Raw genomic sequence first — 20615 nt, 5'->3', positions numbered from 1 at the left:
CATTACTTCAATGTAAGAAATTCTGCAATTGGTCCGAGTACTAACATCGGGAAGAATGTTAATGCACCGACAATTACAATTGTTCCGATGAAGATGCCACCAAATAAACTATTATCTGTACGGAACGTTCCGACTGTTTCTGGCACTACCGTTTTTTCTTTCAACGAAGCTGCCACAGCTAGCATCGTAATTAAACTGAAGTAACGTCCTAAAAACATAACTAAACCAGTCGTAATATTCCAAAACGGTGTATTATCTCCTAATCCTTCAAATCCAGATCCGTTATTCGCAGCTGACGATGTATATTCATATACAACTTGCGTTAAACCGTGGAAACCGGAATGAGAAATAGCATCCGTCCCTAAATTTGTTGAAAGAGCTAATGCCGAAAATCCTAAAATGAGCAATGGATGAAATAAAATCGTGACCGCAATTAATTTCATTTCCTTACCTTCAATCTTTTTACCTAAAAACTCTGGTGTCCGTCCAACCATTAACCCAGATATAAACACTGCAATAATTGCATACATAATAATATTTACAAAACCTGCTCCAACGCCGCCATATACTGTGTTTAACATCATATTTACAAGTGGAACTAAACCGCCAATTGGTGTTAACGTATCATGCATCGTATTAACGGCGCCTGTTTCAGCAGCTGTCGTTACCGTTGCGTATAGTGAAGAAAATACCGTTCCAAATCGTACTTCTTTCCCTTCTGTACTTCCTTGTACATGTTCGATACCCATTCCATTTAATGCCGGATTCCCGTTTAGTTCAGATGTCGTAATTGTTATAAATCCTAGTAAAAACACCATAAAAAGTGAAACGAAAAGGATGCGACCTTGTTTTTTATTTCCTACCATTCGTCCGTACGTAAATGGAAGTGCTGTTGGTAATAACATCATAAGCATCATTTGCAAAATATTACTCATTTGTCCTGGATTTTCAAAAGGATGCGTAGAGTTTGCTCCGAAAAATCCACCGCCGTTATTTCCAAGTTCCTTAATGGAAACGAATGATGCAACTGGCCCACGTAATATACTTTGTTTCGCGCCATCAATCGTTTGTGCTGTAACGGCCCCGTCTAACGTTTGTGGTACACCAAGTGCGACAAAGACTAGCGCCGCAATAAATGCGATAGGAAGAAAAACTCTCGTTAACGCTCTCGTAAAATCAACGAAAAAGTTACCAAGTTCTTTTCCAGCGAGCCCTCTTATAAATGCCATAACGAGTGCTAATGTCGTTGCTGGTGCCGCAAACATTAAAAATGTAATTCCGATTAATTGTGATAAATAAGATAAACCATTTTCACCGCTATAATGCTGTAAGTTTGTATCAGCCATAAAACTAATTGCTGTATTAAAAGCGAGCGTAGGCTCCATTCCTTCAATATGTGCTGGATTTAGCGGCAACACACCTTGTAATCTGAAAATGAAATATACGACAACAATCATAAATCCATTGAGTAAAACTAATGATAATGCGTACTGTTTCCACGTTTGATTGTATGCTTTTACACCTGTAATTTTAAAAATAAGTTTTTCAAAAGGCCCGAATACTTTATCTAGCGTTTTGCTACCTTGAAAAGCTTTCTCTAAATAAATCCCCGTTGGCTTTGCTACTAAAATAAACAAGAGCATTGTAATAATGACTGCAACCCAAATCATAATGAATGATTCCCCCTAATTAAAACTTCTCTGGATTTAATAATGCATACACTAAATACACTGTAATTGCTGCGACTATAACCGATAAGACAATCATCATGATTGCTTTCCTTCTTTCACAACTTTATCTGACCAACTTGCAAGACTTGCCATCGATGCAACTAATAAAATAAAAATCCCGACCATTACAACATCTAACATAACTATCCCTCTCTTCATTTTGTTAAAATTTACCATTTAAATATTAAAAAAGAACACTGAGCTCTACTCAGTGTTCAAAAAATGAACAACAAAAAGTAAACCTCCTCTCTAAACGCTTACGAGGTTAGCTGTCGGATTCGGGCCTAAAGAGTAGCCCTACTTTCAAAACTGAAAGATTCACCCCAAGTGACGATGCACAAAATTGGTTCCCCCGCTCCATTTCTGGAACTCAGCGATTTTAGGTTTTTTTGGAAATTTTATGAATGATTTATGAGAGTAAATATACTCCTCTATATTTCACTTGTAAAGGGGTAAATTACTGAAAATAAGAAAATATCCATCTATTTAAACGCTTACATTGAGTATTATTAATATTCTTTCATCTATTTACTCGTCTTTTCTTTCATTTTCACAGAAATGATCTTTTCGATACGAAATAAAAAGAGCGAATGACATAAAGTGCATAGCTTGTTGCACTTAGCATTCGCTCTTTTTATTTCACTATTTATTCTCCTCGTAAAAAAGCACGTAAATTTCTCCCGCGAATATAAACTTGTGACAATTCTGCATGTAGCTGCTCATATTCGATAACATCTGTTTTTAAATATAAAGCGTCTTTCGATGGCAATATGATATAGGGCCTTGGAAAAATAGGATCCAGCACCACCAATTCTTGAACTCGCTCTACTGATACCGCCCAACGATTCGCTATATCTCCTAGTAACAACACTTTCATCTTCTTTTCCTCCACCCTATTCAAAAAATAAAAAAGAAATATTATCACAATTCGTAAACACGACAAATTTAGCTCCAATTGTTTCATAGAGCCTCGCTGGATATCGTTTATTCCTTGTAACAACAGTAATAGGTGCTTGAAAAGAAAAGCGAATGTGTTCTGTGAAGAAACTAACGATTGGAAGCTCATCTCCTAGTAAAATCACCTTCTTAATACACTCACAAATACTAGTAAAGTCCTGCTCCTTACTGCAACTATAAGTCCAATCAAACCCACAATTCCTAACTTCAGCCGCTATCTCTTCATTTGCCGTAAAAATAATTAACTCATGTTGAAATGATACTAGATCTCTTAAACTATCTACCTTACTTTCTTCTCCAACACAAATAAGTGTTAGTTCCATGTACCTCATCCTCCTTAGTATAAAAGAAATCAAACATAGATTGATATTCCCCTATACTAATCAGATCGATGAAGTGATGTATCCATCATGGCACCGTCCTCTCTCAAGACGCTTACGAAGTTAGCTGTCGGATTCGGACTTTGAGAGTAGCCCTACTTTCAAACTTGAAAGATTCACCCCGAGTGACACTGCACAAATTGGTTCCTCCGCTCCATTTTTGGAATTCAGCGATTTTAGGATTTTTTGAAAATTTTCAAGAATGATTTATGAAAGTAAATATACGCCTCTATATTTCACTTGTAAATAGGTAAATTACCTAGAATAAGAAAACATCTCATTATTTAAACGCTTATAATATGTATTTTTAATACCCTTTCATCTGTTTTCTTATCATTTCTTTTTTCACAGAAATGATATTTTACATACAAAAAAGCAAATGTATATAAGCACCTATCTTAGGTGTACTTAACATTTACTCTCTCTTTCTTTCAAAATTTATCCCGCGAATGCAACTTACAAAAATTCTGCACGTAAGGTAATATCCGCCTCTAAATATATCGTATTTTATTATAACGATATAATATATAACTTCAAGAATATTATATACTCACAATCTAAACTACACTTGCAAAAAAACTCAAAAATATTCTTCCTTTAATTTTTTTGCAAGTGTAGCAAGAGAATTACAATAGGTAAACAAACTGATTTTATTTATTTTCTTAATCCTACGATAGCCGTTAGCCTATAATGTAACTTATCATCCAATTCATTAACCCATGTTTTTTATTTAACAATTTTCATCTCATTCAAAGGCCAATAAACAACATTTGCTTTTCCAATAATATTATTTGCCGGTATAAAACCAATATCGCGACTATCTTTACTACCACGGCGATTGTCTCCTAATACAAAATAATGCCCCTCTGGAACTATAGGACTAAGAGTTGATGGCAATGTTTTTATATTAAAGTCATCAGTAAGTAACTCCTCCCTTTCCAAATCTTTCTTTTGACTCTCCAAATAAGCCTCACTATATTTTTTACCATTTATATATAGCTGGTCATTTTTATATTCAATATAATCCCCTGGAAGGCCTATAATACGCTTTATATAATTCGTTCCATCTTTATGCTTGAATACAGAAATATCAAATCGTTCTAGACCATTTAATTTGTATCCAATTTTATTCGCTACCATTCTATCTCCGTCCTGAAGAGTTGACATCATTGAGCTTCCCTCAACTACTACAGGAGTAAACATAAAGTGGCGTAACAAGAGAATCAATATAACTATTATTAAGGGTAGAATCCAACTTCCTTGTATTCTTTTTTTAGATTCATATGGCTCATTTTTCCTCATTATCTACCATCCCTTCCACCTTTGAAAAACCTATAAAAAATTTTCAAGTCAATATTTTTTAGTAAACCTTTCCATCTACTATATTTATTATTCCATCACACTGTTTCGCAACCCTATCATCATGGGTTACAATTAAAATAGTTTTTTTCTGTTCTTGATGTATACTTTTAAAAATGTCTAAAACTTGCTGACCTGTTCTTTGATCCAATGCTCCAGTTGGTTCATCAGCTAGAATAATATCTGGATTGTTAATCAATGCTCGGGCAATTGCCACACGTTGCCGTTGTCCACCTGATAAATTATATGCATATTCAGATGCCTTTTCCTTCATACCAAGCCTTTCAAGTATTGATAGCACTCTTTCTTTTTTATTAGTTTTGTCCTTACTATATAGAATTGGAATTTCAACATTTTTCATAACAGTGTAGTCCTCAATAAGTGCAAAATCTTGTACAACAAAACCAAAGTGCTCATTTCGTATAGTAGCTAATTTCCTTCGATTTAAAGATTGCAATTCTTGATTATACAACTTATAAGTACCCATACTCGGGATATCTAAGCAACCAAGTATATTCAACAATGTAGATTTCCCTGAACCTGATGGACCCATGATCGCTAACATACTACTTTTTTCTATTTTCAATTCAATATTTTGAAGAACTTTCACTTCATTGGCCTTCGATTTATTATAAACTTTTGAAATATTATTCAGCTCAATCATTTATTCTTTTCTCCTTAATATGTCACTTATCTGTAAACTAAAAAGTTTAATAAAGCTAGGAATACATGTTATTAAACAAAGAAATAAAATCGCTCCTGAAACCCCTAATACTATGAAAGGTTGATTGGATACTAGCACAGAAATAATAGAAGCAAGGATCCAAACAATAAATATTTGTAAAAAAATCCTTAATGCAATATCCGATCTGTTTCCACCACAAAAAATATGAATACTAAATTCTCTTAAATTTTTTCTAACAAATTCTAATGTATTAATAATAACTAATGAAAAGGCAAAAATAATTACCCATATTGATATAAACAAAAATACACCTACAGATTTTTTGGTAGACATCTCCATATACTTTGAGACGCCACCTACATTATTGAAGTTATAATTATATAGTCGTGATTTTTCTGTAATATTTCTAAGTTCTGTTATATCATTTTTATTCTTTGTTATAATTGTTGCATTTTCAAGATAGGTTTCATATGCATAATTTCCATTCACATACATATCATCAAATTTTGTAACATCCATTGGTATTAATACCGTGTCATCCAGCTCTATAACACCTTTGCCGGATGATATATCAACGAAACTTTGTCCTTCTTGTAAAAAACCAACCACCTTATACTTTAAATTATCTATATTAACAAACTCATCATTGATATTCATAAACTTTTGATAAGAATGCCCCAGTACAACTGGTATACTCTCGTTACTTGTATACTCCCAATCGGAATCAAAAAATTCTCCCTTTGATAAAGCTAAATCAAAAACATCTATAAAACTATGTGAAATAGCTAAACTTTTATAGGCTTGAACCTTAGTTTGTCCTTGCTCTATTTCAACGGAAAGAGAATTTTGTGGAATACCCTTTATTTCTATATAATCTTCAATATCAGAAAAAATTGTATACTTCTCATTTTCATTGACATATGTATATAAATCTTTCATAATACTTTCTTCATATTCGCCACCTACATACTTTTCTTTTTCTGCAAGTGATACATAATAAACATTAGAAATATCAAATGTCTTAGATAAATAGTTAAACGCATCTTGCTTTTTATACATTAAAGAGAAACATTCCGTAATTAACAATGTGATAATCATAATCTGAGTAAAAAACAAAATAAAATAAAGCTTTTTCCTCCAAATATCTTCAAGAGCATATTTTAATTGAGTTGACATCTTCCTACCTCATTATCTTGATTAATTGTTTCCTTTGATTGATAAACAACATCGGGAACGTGTAAAATATATCCATAAGAAAGAATAGTATGATACCTACAACGATTGATTCCAAACGAAATACAGTATTATACGGTAATAGGTTTAAAACATCAGTAATCAGAAATGTTATCGAGCTTCCAATTATGATCCCTATTACTCGAATAACTAGCATATTAGTATAAACTCTTAATAATAAACTTGTTTCTCCCGCACCTGATAATCGCCTAACAAACATCTCACGCTTATATTTTTCTACCCATGAAAGCACGATAGTAAATCCTGATACAAATAGCATCGCACTAGTTCCAAGAAATATAAAAAGCGCATATTTTTGGTTTAATAGATTATTTATCCATGTTTGCTTAACCTTTTCATAAGAGATTGTAATTGTATTATCTGTTTCTTGTATAGTAGTTAATAAATCCTGTATAAGGGACTCACTATTTCCTCCTGCATCCAAGAAATACTCTCCCTTTATTGATTCTTTTGGGGTTGCTTCTAACGACGACTCAAGATTCGCTACTACATTAGTAAAAGTATCAATATAGCCAATTACTTCATACTCCCTACCATCAAAGTAAAAGTACTTTTTACCATTTTTAACAACTTGATCATCTTTGTTCCAAACATTAATATAAGCTTTTCCCTTCTCCACGCTATACATAAAAGTATTTTCATTTGAAAAGCTTAATCGACTAGCTTCTTGCGGTATATTCTTATAAAATGTAAAATTGGCACGTTGTTTATTTAACCATGATAGTAAGTCTTGGTTTGTAAAATTTGTTTCTACTTCATTTTGGTTAATAGAAATCCGATACGTATTTTTATTAATATTATTTGACATCTGTTCTTCTACAGATAAAATCATCGAAATTCCGCCAGCAATAGTCCCAAATACAATGAATGTAAAAAAAAGAGGTAACCATGATTTTTTTATTATTTTAGACATTATACTCATTATCCTTCACGTCTTTATCATGTTTAATAATAAAGTTATTCTTTATAAATGAAACTATTTCTAACAGTAATGTACATACTGTTAGAAATAGTTTTGTAAAAGACTAAACTAGTATCTCCAACTATAGTTTGTATAAGCCGTGTTGAATGGATTATTGACTTTTGATAATTTCTTTGTCCATCCTCCTCTCTTGGCATAATTGTTAGCTGACTCATTAAAACTGCCTTCTTTTAAAGTTACTTTAACACCCGTCACTACTTTATTTTTGTTTGTACCATAAGCACCAGTACCTTTGTGACCAACTTCGTTAAACCCTTGAATGTAAACAGTGGCACCAGAACCCATAGAAATATGCTGTAGTCCCATGGCTTGTGCTGAAACAGCACCAGTACCTATAATCCCTAACGTCGCCGCACCAACAATAAATGTCTTCATTTTTTTCATTTTCATGATAAACCCCCATTCAATAATTTTATCATTACGTTTTATTAGTATTATATATAGATTATTAGTTATAAATTATACTTCACCAATAATCCCAGAGAAAATACTAGTCAAATATAATCATTTGTTCTAAATAATCTAAATTAATAATAAAATTCGCAACAACTTAATAATAAATTAACATCTTTTAAAAGTAAAGAAATAAATTACATTTTTTACTATTATTTTAAATATCATCCTTTTTTACCTATATTAGTTTTTTAGATTATCGAACAAAGCAGGCAGTTGATATGAAATATATAAAATAGTTTCCGAGGGGGAACTGTGGAGTAACTATCAGATAGTAATATGAAGGAGTACGTACAAATTATTAGTGTTTATAAAAGACTTTTCAATCTTATAAATGTAGCAGTGAAAATATTCGTCTCATCTATTTGCTTCGTTCAAGAATAATCTATGTTCTATGAATTCAGCCTTGCTTAAAACAATATATTCTTTCACTATTTTTTTATTAAACTGTTATATTTTACTGCTATTTCTATTTTCTCCTCGAAAAAAACAAGCCCTCCATCCTCTTAGAAAATATAAGGGATAGAGGATTTAATTGTCTTCAAAATTCATTTCTTTATGCTTTTGTTATACTCAACTTATATGCAAAATGATTCGTCGGCCCATGGCCACTACCAATATTCAATGGCTCTTCAATTGCTATACTAATAAATCGTTTTGCTTCTTGAACAGCATCTTTAATTGAGTATCCTTTCGCAAGTCCTGCTGTAACCGCTGAAGCAAATGTACACCCACTTCCATGCGTTTGCTTTGAAGGAATTCGCTCGCTTCTAAACTCAATAAATTTTTCTCCATCAAAGAGGAAATCAATTACTTCATTACCTTGATATTCTGCATGTCCGCCCTTCATAAGCACATATTTAGCACCTAATTCGTGCAATACTTTTGCAGCTTCCTTACTATCTTCAATATTATGAATCTCCATCCCAGTTAACACTTCTGCTTCTGGGACATTCGGTGTTATAACAGTTGCTACTGGTAATAAATATTCTTTTAATGCTTGAACTGCTTCTTGCTGTAATAATGATGCACCGCCTTTTGCAATCATAACGGGATCTAGCACAATATTATTCCAGCCAAACTTTTTAATTTGTTCTGCAACAATTTGAATTATTTCACTACTAAATAACATTCCTAGTTTCACTGCATCTGGTGTTAAATCCGTACCAATTGAATTCAGCTGTTCTATAATACCTTCTAACGGAACAGGATATACCCCTTGAACGCCAAGCGTGTTTTGAGCAGTAATTGCCGTAATAGCCGTCATTCCGTATACACCAAGCTCTTGGAATGTTTTTAAATCTGCCTGAATTCCAGCACCGCCGCCGCTATCAGACCCTGCAATTGTTAAAGCTTTATTCACTTTCATCCCACTCATCCTTTTCTATCCAAAATAGCGATGATAAATCGTTTTTGCTTCGCTTATATCTTTCGTTCCATGTACGAGTACACGACCATCTTTAAAAGCAACTAATCTCTTTTCTTCCACAGAAAATGATAATAAATATGGATTTACATTTAAATCATTTACACGATCATCCAGCAGCTTTTTGTACCTCTCAAAATCCATTTCCTCTTTATGAGGTGGTCTAATTTGAACTGTATTTCGCCCGCATAAAACTGCTGTTTTCGATGTGTTTTCTTTATTTAAATACGGGTATATCGCATTCTCTCCGCACGAAGGACAATTGTGTTTACGAAGCTTTTGCACATTCATACATGAATATTCATTCTTCCATACATCAAATGACACAAGTCCATCTCGCAGTGATTCGTAATCTTCTACTAACAGTTTAAGAGCTTCTGTTACTTGATGAGAAACGACGAGAGATACAGCAGGTGATATAATACCCGCTGTATCACATGTTGCCCCGCCAAGCGGAATCGACTGTAATAAACATGATAAACATGGTGTTTTACTAGGAAGGATTGTGTAAGAAAGACCGTAACTACCTACACATGCACCGTAAATCCATGGAATAGAATATTTTTGTGCTATATCATTCACAATAAAGCGTGTTTCAAAATTATCAGTCGCATCAATCATTACATCAACATTTGTAACAAGTTCTTCTAGCTCTTCAGCTGTTACATCTTGAACGAGAGCTTCTATTGTTACATCACTATTAATCTCTTCTAAACGTTTTTTAGCCGCTATAGCTTTTGGAAGATTATTCTTTACGTCGCTCTCTGCATACAATTGTTGTCTTTGTAAATTACTCCAATCTACATAATCACGATCAACAATTGTTATCTTGCCAACACCTGCTCTTACAAACATCTCTGCATTTGCACTACCTAATGCACCTGCACCGATAATAAGCACATGCTTTTCTCTTATCTTTTGCTGTCCTTCTTCTCCAATTGGAGAAAATAGTTCTTGGCGAGAATATCGATTATTCAACTACACTCATTCCTTCTAAAGGACTACTTGCAGTTGCACAACGCTTACGTGCAATACGACCTGCTTCAAATCCTAAACGTCCTGCCTCAATACTTAATTTCATTGCTTGTGCCATTTTAATAGGATCTTTTGCTCCTGACACAGCCGTATTTAATAACACACCATCCGCTCCTAATTCCATTGCAAATGCCGCATCAGCTGGACTACCAATACCGGCATCAACGATAACTGGTACTGTCGCTTGTTCAATAATGAAGCTCAAATTTAATGGATTTACAATACCAAGCCCTGAACCGATTGGTGATGCTCCTGGCATAATCGCATGCACGCCAAGCTCTTGTAATTTACGTGCTAATACAACATCATCAGATGTATACGGAAGTACGATAAATCCTTCTTCTAGTAACATTTCAGATGCCTTTAACGTTTCTACCGGATCAGGTAATAACGTTCTATCATCACCAATAACTTCTACCTTTATCATGTCACAAAGCCCAGAGGCTTTTGCTAATTTTGCAATACGAACAGCCTCTTCAGCGTTTTTTGCCCCTGCTGTATTTGGTAATAACGTATATTTTTTCACATCAAGTTTCTCTAATAAATTAGGTTGCTTTGCATCAAAGATATCCATACGACGTACTGCAAACGTTAAAATTTCAGCTTCAGAAACGTCAATTGCCTTTTGCTGCACGTCAAAATCAGGGAATTTACCTGTTCCTAATAAAAGTCTAGAATGAAATGAAAATGGTCCAATGTTTAACATAATCAACCGCCTCCTACGAAAGTTACAATCTCAATTTGGTCTCCATCAAAAACAGATGTATCTGTATGATCATCTTTTTGTAAAATATCTTTATTACGCTCTACTACAACAATTCTGTTATCTAGCTCTAAATGTGTAAGTAGCTCGGCTACTGTTTTTACACTCTCTGGCACTTCAATTTGATTACCATTAATTTTCAAATTCAAACTTCCATCCCCTTTCTAAACCGTTTTAGAAAGCAATGAATCTAGCAAATGATTCTCTTGCTTTCCTTCTATTAAATCAGCCATATATTGGCCAGAAACAGGACTTAATAAAATACCGTTTCGATAATGGCCCGTGCAGGCATATAAACCTTTTATTTCTTCATGCTCTCCCATATAAGGAGCTTCATGATTCGATTGTGGTCTTAATCCTGCCCACGTGCTTTCCCATTCTGCTTCTTTTAAAGCTGGCAATATTGTATAAGCACGCTCTAATATAGAAGTTATACTTTCTGGCTGCACAGTTTTATTGAACGTATGTGGCTTCATTGTTGCCCCAATTACGTAACGTCCACCGCGCTTTGGAGTAATGTAAAATCTTTCTTGAAAAATAGGTGCTTTTAAAAGTTGTTTTCTACTTCTTACCGCAACCACTTCTCCTTTAACTGGATATGTACCCCAATCGCGGTGAAAATAACTGAGTAACTTCGTGCTCCATGAACCTCCTGCAATAACGACTTTCTCACATGTGACAATACCTTCACTTGTAATAACTCCAGTCACTTTATTATTTTCAATACGGATATCAAATACTTCTGTCTGTTCATATATATCAGCACCGGAAATCGCTGCAGAATGTGCGAATGCTTTCGTAAGCTCTGGTGCAATAACATGACCGTCTTTCGGATAATATACTGCTCCTATAATAGATTCGGATAGATATGGCTCTTTTTCCCGCACATGGTCTCCCGTTAGAAAATAAGAATCTTCACCTATTTTCTGCTGCCAATCCATAATGTGAAGAATTCTTTCCTTCTCATCTTCATTTTGAGCAATACGATAAATTCCTTTTTCTTCATATCCAATATCAATACCCGTCTTTTCACGTAAAACTGCTGCAAGTTGTGGAAATATAGCTCGGCTTTCTCTAGCAAGTTCAAATAGCGGATCATACGCATCCCATTCTGCTTGAACACCAAGTAAACCAGCAGCTGCTTTCGAAGCTTCCGATGCAATTTTTTGCTTCTCTACAATCGCTACTTTATGTCCTCTTTCTGCTAGAAAATGTGCAACTGAACTACCAATTACACCACCACCAATAATCGCTACATCATACTTCTCACACATGTTTTTCCGCCCACTTTCTTATTGATTCCTTATAAGACTTCGCTTTGCTATACGGGTTACTACTACTTAAAATTCCAGACATAACAGCAATTCCACTTACTTCACTTGCCAGAATATCCTTTGTATTCTCAGGAGTAATTCCTCCAATTGCTGTAATCGGTATAGATAAACACCTTGCAATGTCTGAAATTTCTTCAAGCCCTCTCGCTGGCACACCTTTTTTACAATCTGTCGGAAATACATGGCCATAAACGAGTGAATCCGCTCCATTTTTAAAAGCTACTATTGCTTCATCTAGCGAATGCACAGAATAACCGACATGCAAATACGAAAACTTTTCTTTCACTGACTTTACATCTGTACTTCGATATCCTAGTTGAACACGAGGAATATTTAATAAAATGGCGATATCAATTCGATCGTTTATGACAATTTTAGAAGCCGGAAAGCCCTCCATTAATAGACTTTCCACACCTTCATATAATTCCTTCGTACTCTTCTCACGCTCACGAATATGCAAATAATCAATCTCACTCTCAATTTGCATCGCTACATTCACTAACTCTTCGAATGGCATATGGCCATTTGAGATTACGTGGAGCTCATTTTTCATATTCATTCGCCTACTTTAAAATATTTTCGAATAGTTCATCGGCTGGGACGGTTTCTTTCGTCATTCCTTTGTCTTTCAGCCATTTATTTTGTTTTTCCCATGATTCTTTTGAATCTGATAAAAATGGCTCATCTTTCGTTTCCATCTTCTCTAATAAAATTTTCATACTTTCTTTTTCAACTTCTGGCACAAGCGGGAAGTTTTCTTTTTCTTGATGATTTAATAAAATATTTAATGCTTCATCTGGATTTTTCTTCATGAAATCATAGCCTTTTTTCGTACCACGTAAGAAGGCTTGCAACGCTTCTTTATCTTTTTTCAACGTTTTATCACCTGTTACAAATACAAGCTCATGATAATTCGGTACACCATAATCTGCTGGATTAAAGTACGCTGGTTCATGACCTTCATGACGCATAACAGGTACTTCATGGTTAATGTATGCCCCTGTTACCGCATCCACTTTTTTCGTAATTAATGCTGGTACTAAATCAAAGCCAACATCGACTACTTTCACTGTATCTGGATTACCACCAGCTTCTTTTACCATCGTTTTTAAATACATCTCACTTAAAGGTGTTCCAGAATATCCAACTGTTTTCCCCTCTAAATCTTTTGGCGATTGAATGCCTGCTGACTTCAGTGATACAACATGATTTAATGGGGAACGTACGACAGCTCCAATTGATTTCACTGGAATTTGTTCGTTTGCTTTTGCCATAACAACATCTGCTTGATAATATAAGCCAACCGTTACTTTTCCTGCAGCTGCTAAAGTTAATGGATCAGTCGGATTAGAAGGGAATTTAATATTCACCTTTACTCCTTCTTCTTTAAAATAGCCTTTTTCAATTGCTGCATAAATAAAGCTATGTACCGCATTTGGGTACCAATCAAGCATGACCGTTATTTCTTTTTCTTTTTTACTCTTATCTGATGCTGAATTACTAGAACATCCAGCAATCATTGCAACTAATAATGTAAACACAAAGATGCGTTTTAATAATTTCATGAATGCTTCCTCCAACTAATGAATTTCTTTTCTAATATCGAAATAAGGATGACGAAGAAAATAGCTAGTAATGATAACAATACAATGGGTGCAAATACACCTGCTCCGTCTAACTGTGTCATCATTCTTTTACTGAAATATCCTAACCCAGCTTGCGCACCGAGCCATTCGCCAATTGCTGCTCCGATAACACTAAGCGGAACTGCGATTTTTAAAGCTGAGAAAAAATAAGGAAGAGCAGACGGCAATTTTAATTTAAGAAAAACATCTTTTTTCGTTGCCCCGTATGTAACTAAAAGCTCTTCCCATTCTTTTTTCGTACTGCGTAGTCCATCATACGTATTGACCGCAATCGGGAAAAACGTAATTAAAACCGTAACAACGACTTTACTCCAAATCGTATATCCAAACCATAAAACGAAGAGCGGAGCAAGCGCTGTAATAGGAATCGTTTGTGAAGCGACTAATAATGGATAAAATGCTCTCTCCATCCAATTACTCGCGTTCATTAACATCGCTAGCCCTACCCCAAGTACGATAGAAATTGCCACACCTATTAAAACGACATATAATGTTGCCGGCAAATGAACCGTAAATAATATATCTTTTAGTTTCCATATCTTCATTACAATCGCAGACGGTGACGGTAAAATGTACATTTCATCTACGATCCTTGCGCCTACTTCCCAAAAGGCAAGTAAAATACTAGAAAGTGTAAGGGCAGGTAATAGCTCCTTCAACCGGTTCATCATACGAGTACCTGCCTTTGTAACATACTAAGAAGCTCATCTTTAAGCGCTAACACTTCAGGTTTATATAAATCTTTTCTTGTTCGATTACAATCAAGCGGTACAACCCTCTCGGTTAAAGTAGTTATCGGTTGCTGCTCTACTACTAAAATTCGATTAGAAAGAAACAACGCTTCTTCCACATCATGAGTGATAAATAAAATTGTTTTTTCCCACTCTTTCCATTGTTCAAACAGCCATTCTTGCAAAGATGCCTTCGTTAAAGCGTCCAACGCGCTAAACGGTTCATCTAACAACAATACCTCCCCACCTGTTAATAAAGTCCGAATAAAAGATACGCGTTGTCTCATACCACCAGATAAATCTTTCGGATATTTTGTCTCATACCCTTGTAAGCCAAATTTATGTAGCAGTTCCTTGGCCTTTATTTGTGCTTCTTTCTTCTGTACACCTTGACACTCTAGCGGCAGAGCAGCATTCTCAATAATCGTTCGCCACGGCAGGAGCATATCTTTTTGGGGCATATACCCTACAGGATGGCTCTTCGTTTCTGTCAGCTCTATCTGCCCAGTACTTACTTCTTCTAAACCTGTAATAAGGCGAAATAGAGTACTTTTCCCGCATCCACTCGGTCCGATAATACTTACAAACTCTTTATCTTGTATAGAAGCATTTAATTCATTGATGATTGGTTTCTCATCATAATGAAAAGAAACATTATGAAACTGTAGTATGTTCTTGCTCCTCAAATCCCCACATCTCCTTACGATAGGACATATCCCAGAATAAATATTCAAATCGACTGGAATATAGGAAAATCTCCTCTAATTGATCTAGCTCTTTTTCAGACTTTCCAACTGCCATTTCATTTAATAAATCGATTAACCAAATACAAAGGTTACCGTATTCTTCAGAACTATATCCTTGAATCCACTCACCAAAGAACTCATGATCTCTTGCTCCAGAAATATCATTTAAACGCTTTCCAATTTCCCAGTAGCTCCACATACATGGAAGAAGTGCTGCTATTAATTCCGCAAGTGTGCCATTTTGAGATACAGACATCATGTAATTTGTATAAGCCAAATTTTTAGCAGATGGCTTTGCAGACTCTATCTCCTCTATAGAAATTCCCAGTCTTTTTGCATATTGTTTATGGATTGTCATTTCTCCATTTAATATGCCATCAATTTGTTCAGCAAATTTCCCCATTACTTGTGGATTTGTTGCTTTTACAACACCAATCGCATATAGCTTTGCATAATCTAACAAATATAAATAATCTTGAATAATGTAATACTGAAACTTATCTTTTTCTAACGTGCCATCCCCCATACCTACTACAAATGGATGATTATGACTCATCTCCCAAACTGGTTGTACAGTTTCTAATAATCTATCGCAAAATTTCATTTCGCTATCCCCTTCCGGTATGTGTATTTAAATAAAAAACCACTTCTAAATAAGAAGTGGTTACAGCAAATAAAATTATAATTTATTCGTTGCTCCACTTCCCTTCGCTAGTATTACCTAGATCAGGTCTGTAAGGGTTAAGGATTATTCCTCTCTCAGCACAACAAGCACCCCTAGTGGTTTCAATATGAAATTTTTAAACAAAAAAGCCCCGTTTCTATACGCAAAGAAACGGGGACTTATTATTAGTGTCCGAATTGCTTCCCTACGCTAGCATAATCTAGATCAGGTAATGAAAAGGATCAAAGGCTTACGGCCTACTCTCAGCTGGCAACACCAGCTCTCCTAGCAAACTATGAAATTATCACTGTCAGTATAACATCGTAATAAGACATCATCAACTGTTTTAATTTTCTCAATTGTCAACAAAATAACAAAACTATATAATACTTATATTCTATCTTAGAAATTATTATCCTAATTAATTGGATAATAAGGAATCATTATCCTCAAAAAATTTATTTTTATATTGATTTCATATTACATTTATGTGAATACACCCACTATATTATATCTTTATACTATAATAAAATTACAACTATACAACTAGAGGAGGTCTCTATTATATGAATATGAAAGCTACTGCTTTAACAGCAACTACTGTAGCGATTGCTTCTTTACTTCCTTCTATGGGTGAAACAAATGTACAAAAAGCAAACGCTGAACAATTATCTAATATTAAAACTGGGTATGTCAAAGTCGATCAAGTAGCATTACATACAGAAGATAGCGTAAAAAGCACATCAATTGATACAATTCGCTTTAATACAAAAGTGAACATCCTTGAAATAACTAATGGTTGGTATAAAGTATCTGTTCATAATAAAGTAGGTTATGTACAAAAAGATGCTATTTTACTAAAAAACAAACTTCGATCTAATGATCAATACATCGTCAATGCTAATGCATTGAACGTTCGCTCCGAACCTAATTTAGAATCTTCCATTTTAGATGTATTACCAAATGGCAAGTTCATTACCGTTCAAGAAGATCAAGGCGAATGGTATAAAATATCACATAATGGCCAAACAGGTTACGTACAAAAAGCATTCATCTCTAATGGTTCACAGCCCTTAGTAAAAGGAATCACCGTTCAAAATAATACAAAATATACTGTTGCAACACCTAATCTGAATGTACGTAGCAACACTAGTACAAGTAGCGCTCTACTCGGTTCATTACAAAAAGGTACACAAGTACAAGTAGTAGAAACTGCAGGAACTTGGTATAAAATTCGTTTTGGCACAGGATACGGATATGTAGCAAAACACTATGTAGTACAAAATCAACCACAAGCCAAAACAGATCAGCCTTCATCTATTCCAGCTGCTTTCAAATTCCCTGCTCAAGGAAGAATTAGCTCAACCTTTGATATACGCTGGGAACAAATGCATTATGGTATAGATATTGCCGCTCCAGGGAACGTCTCTATCCAAGCTGCTGCTGCAGGTAAAGTTGTGAAATCTTATTATTCAGCTAGCTATGGCAATGTTGTTTTCATTGCGCATCAAATCAATGGGAAATTATATACAACTGTTTATGCTCATATGAAGGATCGCACTGTACAAGCTGGTGATCAAGTACAAACTGGACAATTAGTAGGTCATATGGGAAACACAGGTCATTCATACGGGCAACATCTTCATTTTGAATTACATAATGGAGAATGGAATTTTGAAAAAACAAATGCAGTAAATCCACTGCCATATTTAGTTAGGTAAGTTGTATGCCACGCAATATACCTCTTATAATTGAATACGTAGCCTTTTTAGGTTTAATCTGTTGTTTAATCATTTACAATACAAACATTGTATTTTTATCTATTATTATTGCTTTTGTTGCATTAGAAATTATGATGGAATCATTTCAAGTGCAACTAAAACAAAAAATTGCCCATATTTATAACGCTATATTTCTTTTGAGTGCTCTCATAACAAATATAATTAGTAATGGCTTTTATTTATCTACTGTATTTCCAATATTCTTTATGGCTGTTTTATTATTTGTAGCTAGATATATTAATGTCCCTTATAACCAAAAACAAGAACAAGAAGCTTAGAAAGAGGAGACACTGTGTACCAATCTTTCAAAGATACTCCAATAAAATACATATTGAATTTGTATAAGAAAGCCAATACTTTTTTTGGTATACAAGGAAGTTATACTGCACAACTTCTCCTATATGGAATGTTGTTTCTTGTCTTAATCACTTTCTCCTTGTTTTACTAACAAAAAAGGATCTCACATAAACTGGAGATCCTTTTTAATTTATATTAATTTTTCATATCGAAAATATTGTTTATCCACAAGCATATTTTTCATAAATAAAGCTCAGATTATATTTTTTCTCTAAGCTCATTCGTTGTTCGTCATCGCACCAATAGAAAAGAATATCATGAATCGTTGCGTAACGCTTATTTTTAAGAAATAGCCTAAAGAATGATGGTAAACAATCATGTAATTGTATAAATATATAATTGCGTAGTGTTTCTTCTTTATATTCAATGCCCTTACAAATATACAGTAATTCTTCACAATAATATGCATGCTGTGGAACTTGTATCATTTCGAAAAATGGCACATAAGATAGTAGCTTTCCAATAAAATGACCGTATCGATCCATTACTCCTAGCGTCATATGCTCCATCATTTCTTTCATCACATATAAATAATCATCTACATGAGTTGTCTTTAACGGGTCTAAGCGATCGGAAATTTGAGATAATACAGCTCTTTGACATGCTAAAACTGCCTGACTAGGTCCATAATATGATAGGAAATCTGTACACTTACGATATTTACGTAATAAATCATGTGTATATAAATCATATACGAAAGTATTACAATACATTGCTAAACTCATCATATCACTATTTAATTGCTCTTTTGATAATGATTTCGCTCTCTTGCACATATAAAAGAATGTAAACTCCAATACTTCTTTATGAGATAATAAATGTTTACAATCGGTTATACATTTCTCATTAAATTTAACTCTATCCCAAATTTCAATATCCCTATCTGTCAGTTCACCTATACGATATTTAATAATTAAATAGTTTAAAGCAACTGATTGCGTCAAAAGATCCCATGTTTCATATTCCAATGAAGTATGAACAAACTCAGCTAATCCTTGCGCTATCATAAAAGCATTTGCCTCTTCATACCAACCAATCTCTTGGCATAAGCGAAGAATACGCACTAAAGTTGGAATTTCATCTTTATGAAACTGCGGTAAATTCTTTACTTTATTCATGCCATATACGATAAATGCCGCTAAATTTTCTTCTTTATAAAATTCTTTCTCTTTCCATACTAATATAGTTCGTTCTTTCCCCTCACCTTTTGGGTGACAAGGTACAAGCAAAGAAAATAATTCAGCGAAATTATTTGGTTCTATATATGTATCTGTAACCAAATTCCAATTTGGATCGCCCTGTACAGCCTTCATATAATTCCCCTTCCCTTTTCATCTATGTAGGAAATATTAATTTAATATCGAACCATTAAAAATTAATATTGTTATATTCAAAATCTCTCATAATACTTATATCTATCAGTATATCATCTTTTCTCTTATTAAAAATTAAGAATAACAAATTTTAAAAAACTGTCGAAATTATTCACCATATACTTATTATATAATGCTTCAGATACATCACGCTAATATATTAGTTTAATCCATATATACTAGAATAATGCATCTGAACTTTATATATAATTTAGCTCTTTATGAGTGACCATTAAAATCTCGGTTAATTAAAGTTTCAATTTATTCTGTATGCTCTGAGATTTCGCTCAAGGCAAATCCAGCTTGATCATCTGCCGATTCCCTTATAGCTAAATCTCCTAGTGCTAACATGCCAATAAGCTGACCACTATCAACTACTGGTAACCGTCTAATTTGATACTGTGCCATTAGCTCTGTAGCCTTTTCAATAGAATCATTTGGAGAAACTGAGATAATATTTGTTGTCATTACATTTGTAATTTTATTAGATCCAGGATGTTTTTCAGCAATCCCTCGAACAACTAAATCTCGATCAGTAACAAGCCCAACAACTTGCTCATTTTCAACAACAGGAATTAATCCAACCGATTCTTCCTTCATTTTTACAGCTGCCTCATATACATTGTCTAGTGGTGTACAATGTACAATATGGGTACTCATTAAGTCTCTAACTTGTGTCATTATTTATTTCCTCCTTTTTATACATACCATAGCTTTTCCAAAATTCCTTTATTTATTTCTGGAAAGTAACATTATAAAAAGGATTAACAAAATAAAAAAGAGCCAGCATAATGCTGACTCTTTTTTGTATGACCCGTACGGGATTCGAACCCGTGTTACCGCCGTGAAAGGGCGGTGTCTTAACCACTTGACCAACGGGCCATGGCTCCGCAGGTAGGACTCGAACCTACGACCGATCGGTTAACAGCCGATAGCTCTACCACTGAGCTACTGCGGAA

General features: G+C 34.3%; 24 protein-coding genes, 2 tRNA genes and 4 riboswitches. Of the genes, 2 read left to right on the top strand and 24 right to left on the bottom strand.

Features of this window, described 5'->3' with window-relative positions:
- Positions 1 to 2: 2 nt before the first annotated feature.
- The 20 genes from kdpA to tenA form a co-directional block, all read right to left on the bottom strand.
- Positions 3 to 1670 carry a potassium-transporting ATPase subunit KdpA gene (gene kdpA, locus DOS87_RS03915; RefSeq protein ID WP_000638328.1) on the bottom strand — a complete coding sequence of 556 codons (1668 nt, stop codon included), beginning with the start codon at positions 1668 to 1670 and terminating at the stop codon, positions 3 to 5.
- Positions 1671 to 1689: 19 nt separating this feature from the next.
- Entirely contained in the window at positions 1690 to 1767 is a 78-nt protein-coding gene (gene kdpF / locus DOS87_RS03910; RefSeq protein ID WP_223153441.1) for a K(+)-transporting ATPase subunit F, read from the bottom strand.
- Complete coding sequence (locus DOS87_RS03905; protein WP_000887894.1) at positions 1767 to 1871, bottom strand: SipW-dependent-type signal peptide-containing protein; 105 nt, start codon at positions 1869 to 1871, stop codon at positions 1767 to 1769. The genes kdpF and DOS87_RS03905 overlap by 1 nt, the downstream gene beginning before the upstream one ends.
- Before the next feature lie 99 nt (positions 1872 to 1970).
- Positions 1971 to 2116: riboswitch (cyclic di-AMP (ydaO/yuaA leader) on the bottom strand.
- Between the two features lie 260 nt (positions 2117 to 2376).
- Complete coding sequence (locus DOS87_RS03900; protein WP_000866315.1) at positions 2377 to 2607, bottom strand: hypothetical protein; 231 nt, start codon at positions 2605 to 2607, stop codon at positions 2377 to 2379.
- A 16-nt stretch (positions 2608 to 2623) separates the two neighbouring features.
- Complete coding sequence (locus DOS87_RS03895; protein ID WP_000424067.1) at positions 2624 to 3010, bottom strand: hypothetical protein; 387 nt, start codon at positions 3008 to 3010, stop codon at positions 2624 to 2626.
- A gap of 93 nt (positions 3011 to 3103) precedes the next feature.
- A riboswitch (cyclic di-AMP (ydaO/yuaA leader) is annotated at positions 3104 to 3250 on the bottom strand.
- 543 nt (positions 3251 to 3793) lie between these two features.
- On the bottom strand, positions 3794 to 4369 hold the full coding sequence (gene lepB, locus DOS87_RS03890) for a signal peptidase I (protein WP_001230619.1): 576 nt from the start codon (positions 4367 to 4369) through the stop codon (positions 3794 to 3796).
- Positions 4370 to 4427: 58 nt separating this feature from the next.
- Positions 4428 to 5090, bottom strand: coding sequence for an ABC transporter ATP-binding protein (locus DOS87_RS03885; protein ID WP_044783323.1), 663 nt, complete (start codon positions 5088 to 5090; stop codon positions 4428 to 4430).
- Positions 5091 to 6287 carry an ABC transporter permease gene (locus DOS87_RS03880; RefSeq protein ID WP_000107176.1) on the bottom strand — a complete coding sequence of 399 codons (1197 nt, stop codon included), beginning with the start codon at positions 6285 to 6287 and terminating at the stop codon, positions 5091 to 5093.
- 4 nt (positions 6288 to 6291) lie between these two features.
- Complete coding sequence (locus tag DOS87_RS03875; RefSeq protein WP_000034766.1) at positions 6292 to 7278, bottom strand: hypothetical protein; 987 nt, start codon at positions 7276 to 7278, stop codon at positions 6292 to 6294.
- A gap of 117 nt (positions 7279 to 7395) precedes the next feature.
- Positions 7396 to 7737 carry a hypothetical protein gene (locus tag DOS87_RS03870; RefSeq protein ID WP_000782480.1) on the bottom strand — a complete coding sequence of 114 codons (342 nt, stop codon included), beginning with the start codon at positions 7735 to 7737 and terminating at the stop codon, positions 7396 to 7398.
- 619 nt (positions 7738 to 8356) lie between these two features.
- Entirely contained in the window at positions 8357 to 9178 is an 822-nt protein-coding gene (gene thiD / locus DOS87_RS03865) for a bifunctional hydroxymethylpyrimidine kinase/phosphomethylpyrimidine kinase (RefSeq protein ID WP_139788928.1), read from the bottom strand.
- Positions 9179 to 9184: 6 nt separating this feature from the next.
- Positions 9185 to 10204 (bottom strand): thiazole biosynthesis adenylyltransferase ThiF, encoded by a 1020-nt coding sequence (gene thiF, locus DOS87_RS03860; RefSeq protein WP_001065427.1) that lies wholly within the window; start codon positions 10202 to 10204, stop codon positions 9185 to 9187.
- Positions 10197 to 10967, bottom strand: coding sequence for a thiazole synthase (gene thiG, locus DOS87_RS03855; protein ID WP_000931981.1), 771 nt, complete (start codon positions 10965 to 10967; stop codon positions 10197 to 10199). The genes thiF and thiG overlap by 8 nt, the downstream gene beginning before the upstream one ends.
- Before the next feature lie 2 nt (positions 10968 to 10969).
- Complete coding sequence (thiS, locus tag DOS87_RS03850) at positions 10970 to 11173, bottom strand: sulfur carrier protein ThiS (RefSeq protein WP_001049505.1); 204 nt, start codon at positions 11171 to 11173, stop codon at positions 10970 to 10972.
- Between the two features lie 15 nt (positions 11174 to 11188).
- Positions 11189 to 12298, bottom strand: coding sequence for a glycine oxidase ThiO (gene thiO / locus DOS87_RS03845; protein WP_000333297.1), 1110 nt, complete (start codon positions 12296 to 12298; stop codon positions 11189 to 11191).
- Complete coding sequence (gene tenI / locus DOS87_RS03840) at positions 12291 to 12911, bottom strand: thiazole tautomerase TenI (protein ID WP_000787168.1); 621 nt, start codon at positions 12909 to 12911, stop codon at positions 12291 to 12293. Before tenI ends, thiO begins: the two co-directional genes overlap by 8 nt.
- A 10-nt stretch (positions 12912 to 12921) precedes the next feature.
- The gene (locus tag DOS87_RS03835) at positions 12922 to 13923 is read right to left on the bottom strand and encodes an ABC transporter substrate-binding protein (RefSeq protein ID WP_098578316.1); all 1002 of its coding nucleotides are present in this window, start codon (positions 13921 to 13923) and stop codon (positions 12922 to 12924) included.
- Complete coding sequence (locus tag DOS87_RS03830) at positions 13920 to 14672, bottom strand: ABC transporter permease (protein WP_002162925.1); 753 nt, start codon at positions 14670 to 14672, stop codon at positions 13920 to 13922. Before DOS87_RS03830 ends, DOS87_RS03835 begins: the two co-directional genes overlap by 4 nt.
- Entirely contained in the window at positions 14672 to 15421 is a 750-nt protein-coding gene (locus tag DOS87_RS03825) for an ABC transporter ATP-binding protein (RefSeq protein WP_001256821.1), read from the bottom strand. Before DOS87_RS03825 ends, DOS87_RS03830 begins: the two co-directional genes overlap by 1 nt.
- A complete protein-coding gene (gene tenA, locus DOS87_RS03820) occupies positions 15390 to 16085 on the bottom strand; it encodes a thiaminase II (protein WP_000666835.1) in 696 nt (231 codons plus the stop codon). The genes DOS87_RS03825 and tenA overlap by 32 nt, the downstream gene beginning before the upstream one ends.
- A gap of 82 nt (positions 16086 to 16167) precedes the next feature.
- A riboswitch (TPP riboswitch) is annotated at positions 16168 to 16270 on the bottom strand.
- Positions 16271 to 16330: 60 nt separating this feature from the next.
- Positions 16331 to 16442: riboswitch (TPP riboswitch) on the bottom strand.
- A gap of 269 nt (positions 16443 to 16711) precedes the next feature.
- Here tenA and DOS87_RS03815 point away from each other — a divergent pair.
- Entirely contained in the window at positions 16712 to 17866 is a 1155-nt protein-coding gene (locus DOS87_RS03815) for an SH3 domain-containing protein (protein ID WP_001056038.1), read from the top strand.
- Between the two features lie 5 nt (positions 17867 to 17871).
- A complete protein-coding gene (locus DOS87_RS03810; RefSeq protein ID WP_001137820.1) occupies positions 17872 to 18204 on the top strand; it encodes a hypothetical protein in 333 nt (110 codons plus the stop codon).
- 240 nt (positions 18205 to 18444) lie between these two features.
- Here DOS87_RS03810 and DOS87_RS03805 read toward each other — a convergent pair whose 3' ends face one another.
- The 4 genes from DOS87_RS03805 to DOS87_RS03790 all read right to left on the bottom strand — a co-directional run bounded on the left by DOS87_RS03805 (position 18445) and on the right by DOS87_RS03790 (position 20614).
- Entirely contained in the window at positions 18445 to 19596 is a 1152-nt protein-coding gene (locus DOS87_RS03805; protein WP_000648916.1) for a DUF3965 domain-containing protein, read from the bottom strand.
- Between the two features lie 321 nt (positions 19597 to 19917).
- Entirely contained in the window at positions 19918 to 20337 is a 420-nt protein-coding gene (locus DOS87_RS03800; RefSeq protein WP_000195542.1) for a CBS domain-containing protein, read from the bottom strand.
- A gap of 129 nt (positions 20338 to 20466) precedes the next feature.
- Positions 20467 to 20538, bottom strand: a tRNA-Glu gene (locus tag DOS87_RS03795).
- Between the two features lies 1 nt (position 20539).
- A tRNA-Asn gene (locus tag DOS87_RS03790) sits at positions 20540 to 20614 on the bottom strand.
- Position 20615: the final 1 nt, after the last annotated feature.

It is taken from the genome of Bacillus sp. CR71 (assembly GCF_003429245.1).
GTDB classification, from domain to species: Bacteria; Bacillota; Bacilli; order Bacillales; family Bacillaceae_G; genus Bacillus_A; species Bacillus_A thuringiensis_S.
This window is presented reverse-complemented; position numbering and strand designations above follow the sequence as displayed.

Excerpts from the sequence above, each read along its gene's own strand:
- kdpA (WP_000638328.1), bottom strand. The coding sequence starts at position 1,670 with ATGATTTGGGTTGCAGTCATTATTACAATGCTCTTGTTTATTTTAGTA.
- kdpF (WP_223153441.1), bottom strand. The coding sequence starts at position 1,767 with ATGATTGTCTTATCGGTTATAGTCGCAGCAATTACAGTGTATTTAGTG.
- DOS87_RS03905 (WP_000887894.1), bottom strand. The coding sequence starts at position 1,871 with ATGTTAGATGTTGTAATGGTCGGGATTTTTATTTTATTAGTTGCATCG.
- DOS87_RS03900 (WP_000866315.1), bottom strand. The coding sequence starts at position 2,607 with ATGAAAGTGTTGTTACTAGGAGATATAGCGAATCGTTGGGCGGTATCA.
- DOS87_RS03895 (WP_000424067.1), bottom strand. The coding sequence starts at position 3,010 with ATGGAACTAACACTTATTTGTGTTGGAGAAGAAAGTAAGGTAGATAGT.
- lepB (WP_001230619.1), bottom strand. The coding sequence starts at position 4,369 with ATGAGGAAAAATGAGCCATATGAATCTAAAAAAAGAATACAAGGAAGT.
- DOS87_RS03885 (WP_044783323.1), bottom strand. The coding sequence starts at position 5,090 with ATGATTGAGCTGAATAATATTTCAAAAGTTTATAATAAATCGAAGGCC.
- DOS87_RS03880 (WP_000107176.1), bottom strand. The coding sequence starts at position 6,287 with ATGTCAACTCAATTAAAATATGCTCTTGAAGATATTTGGAGGAAAAAG.
- DOS87_RS03875 (WP_000034766.1), bottom strand. The coding sequence starts at position 7,278 with ATGTCTAAAATAATAAAAAAATCATGGTTACCTCTTTTTTTTACATTC.
- DOS87_RS03870 (WP_000782480.1), bottom strand. The coding sequence starts at position 7,737 with ATGAAAATGAAAAAAATGAAGACATTTATTGTTGGTGCGGCGACGTTA.
- thiD (WP_139788928.1), bottom strand. The coding sequence starts at position 9,178 with ATGAGTGGGATGAAAGTGAATAAAGCTTTAACAATTGCAGGGTCTGAT.
- thiG (WP_000931981.1), bottom strand. The coding sequence starts at position 10,967 with ATGTTAAACATTGGACCATTTTCATTTCATTCTAGACTTTTATTAGGA.
- thiO (WP_000333297.1), bottom strand. The coding sequence starts at position 12,298 with ATGTGTGAGAAGTATGATGTAGCGATTATTGGTGGTGGTGTAATTGGT.
- tenI (WP_000787168.1), bottom strand. The coding sequence starts at position 12,911 with ATGAAAAATGAGCTCCACGTAATCTCAAATGGCCATATGCCATTCGAA.
- DOS87_RS03835 (WP_098578316.1), bottom strand. The coding sequence starts at position 13,923 with ATGAAATTATTAAAACGCATCTTTGTGTTTACATTATTAGTTGCAATG.
- DOS87_RS03830 (WP_002162925.1), bottom strand. The coding sequence starts at position 14,672 with ATGAACCGGTTGAAGGAGCTATTACCTGCCCTTACACTTTCTAGTATT.
- tenA (WP_000666835.1), bottom strand. The coding sequence starts at position 16,085 with ATGAAATTTTGCGATAGATTATTAGAAACTGTACAACCAGTTTGGGAG.
- DOS87_RS03815 (WP_001056038.1), top strand. The coding sequence starts at position 16,712 with ATGAATATGAAAGCTACTGCTTTAACAGCAACTACTGTAGCGATTGCT.
- DOS87_RS03810 (WP_001137820.1), top strand. The coding sequence starts at position 17,872 with ATGCCACGCAATATACCTCTTATAATTGAATACGTAGCCTTTTTAGGT.
- DOS87_RS03805 (WP_000648916.1), bottom strand. The coding sequence starts at position 19,596 with ATGAAGGCTGTACAGGGCGATCCAAATTGGAATTTGGTTACAGATACA.
- DOS87_RS03800 (WP_000195542.1), bottom strand. The coding sequence starts at position 20,337 with ATGACACAAGTTAGAGACTTAATGAGTACCCATATTGTACATTGTACA.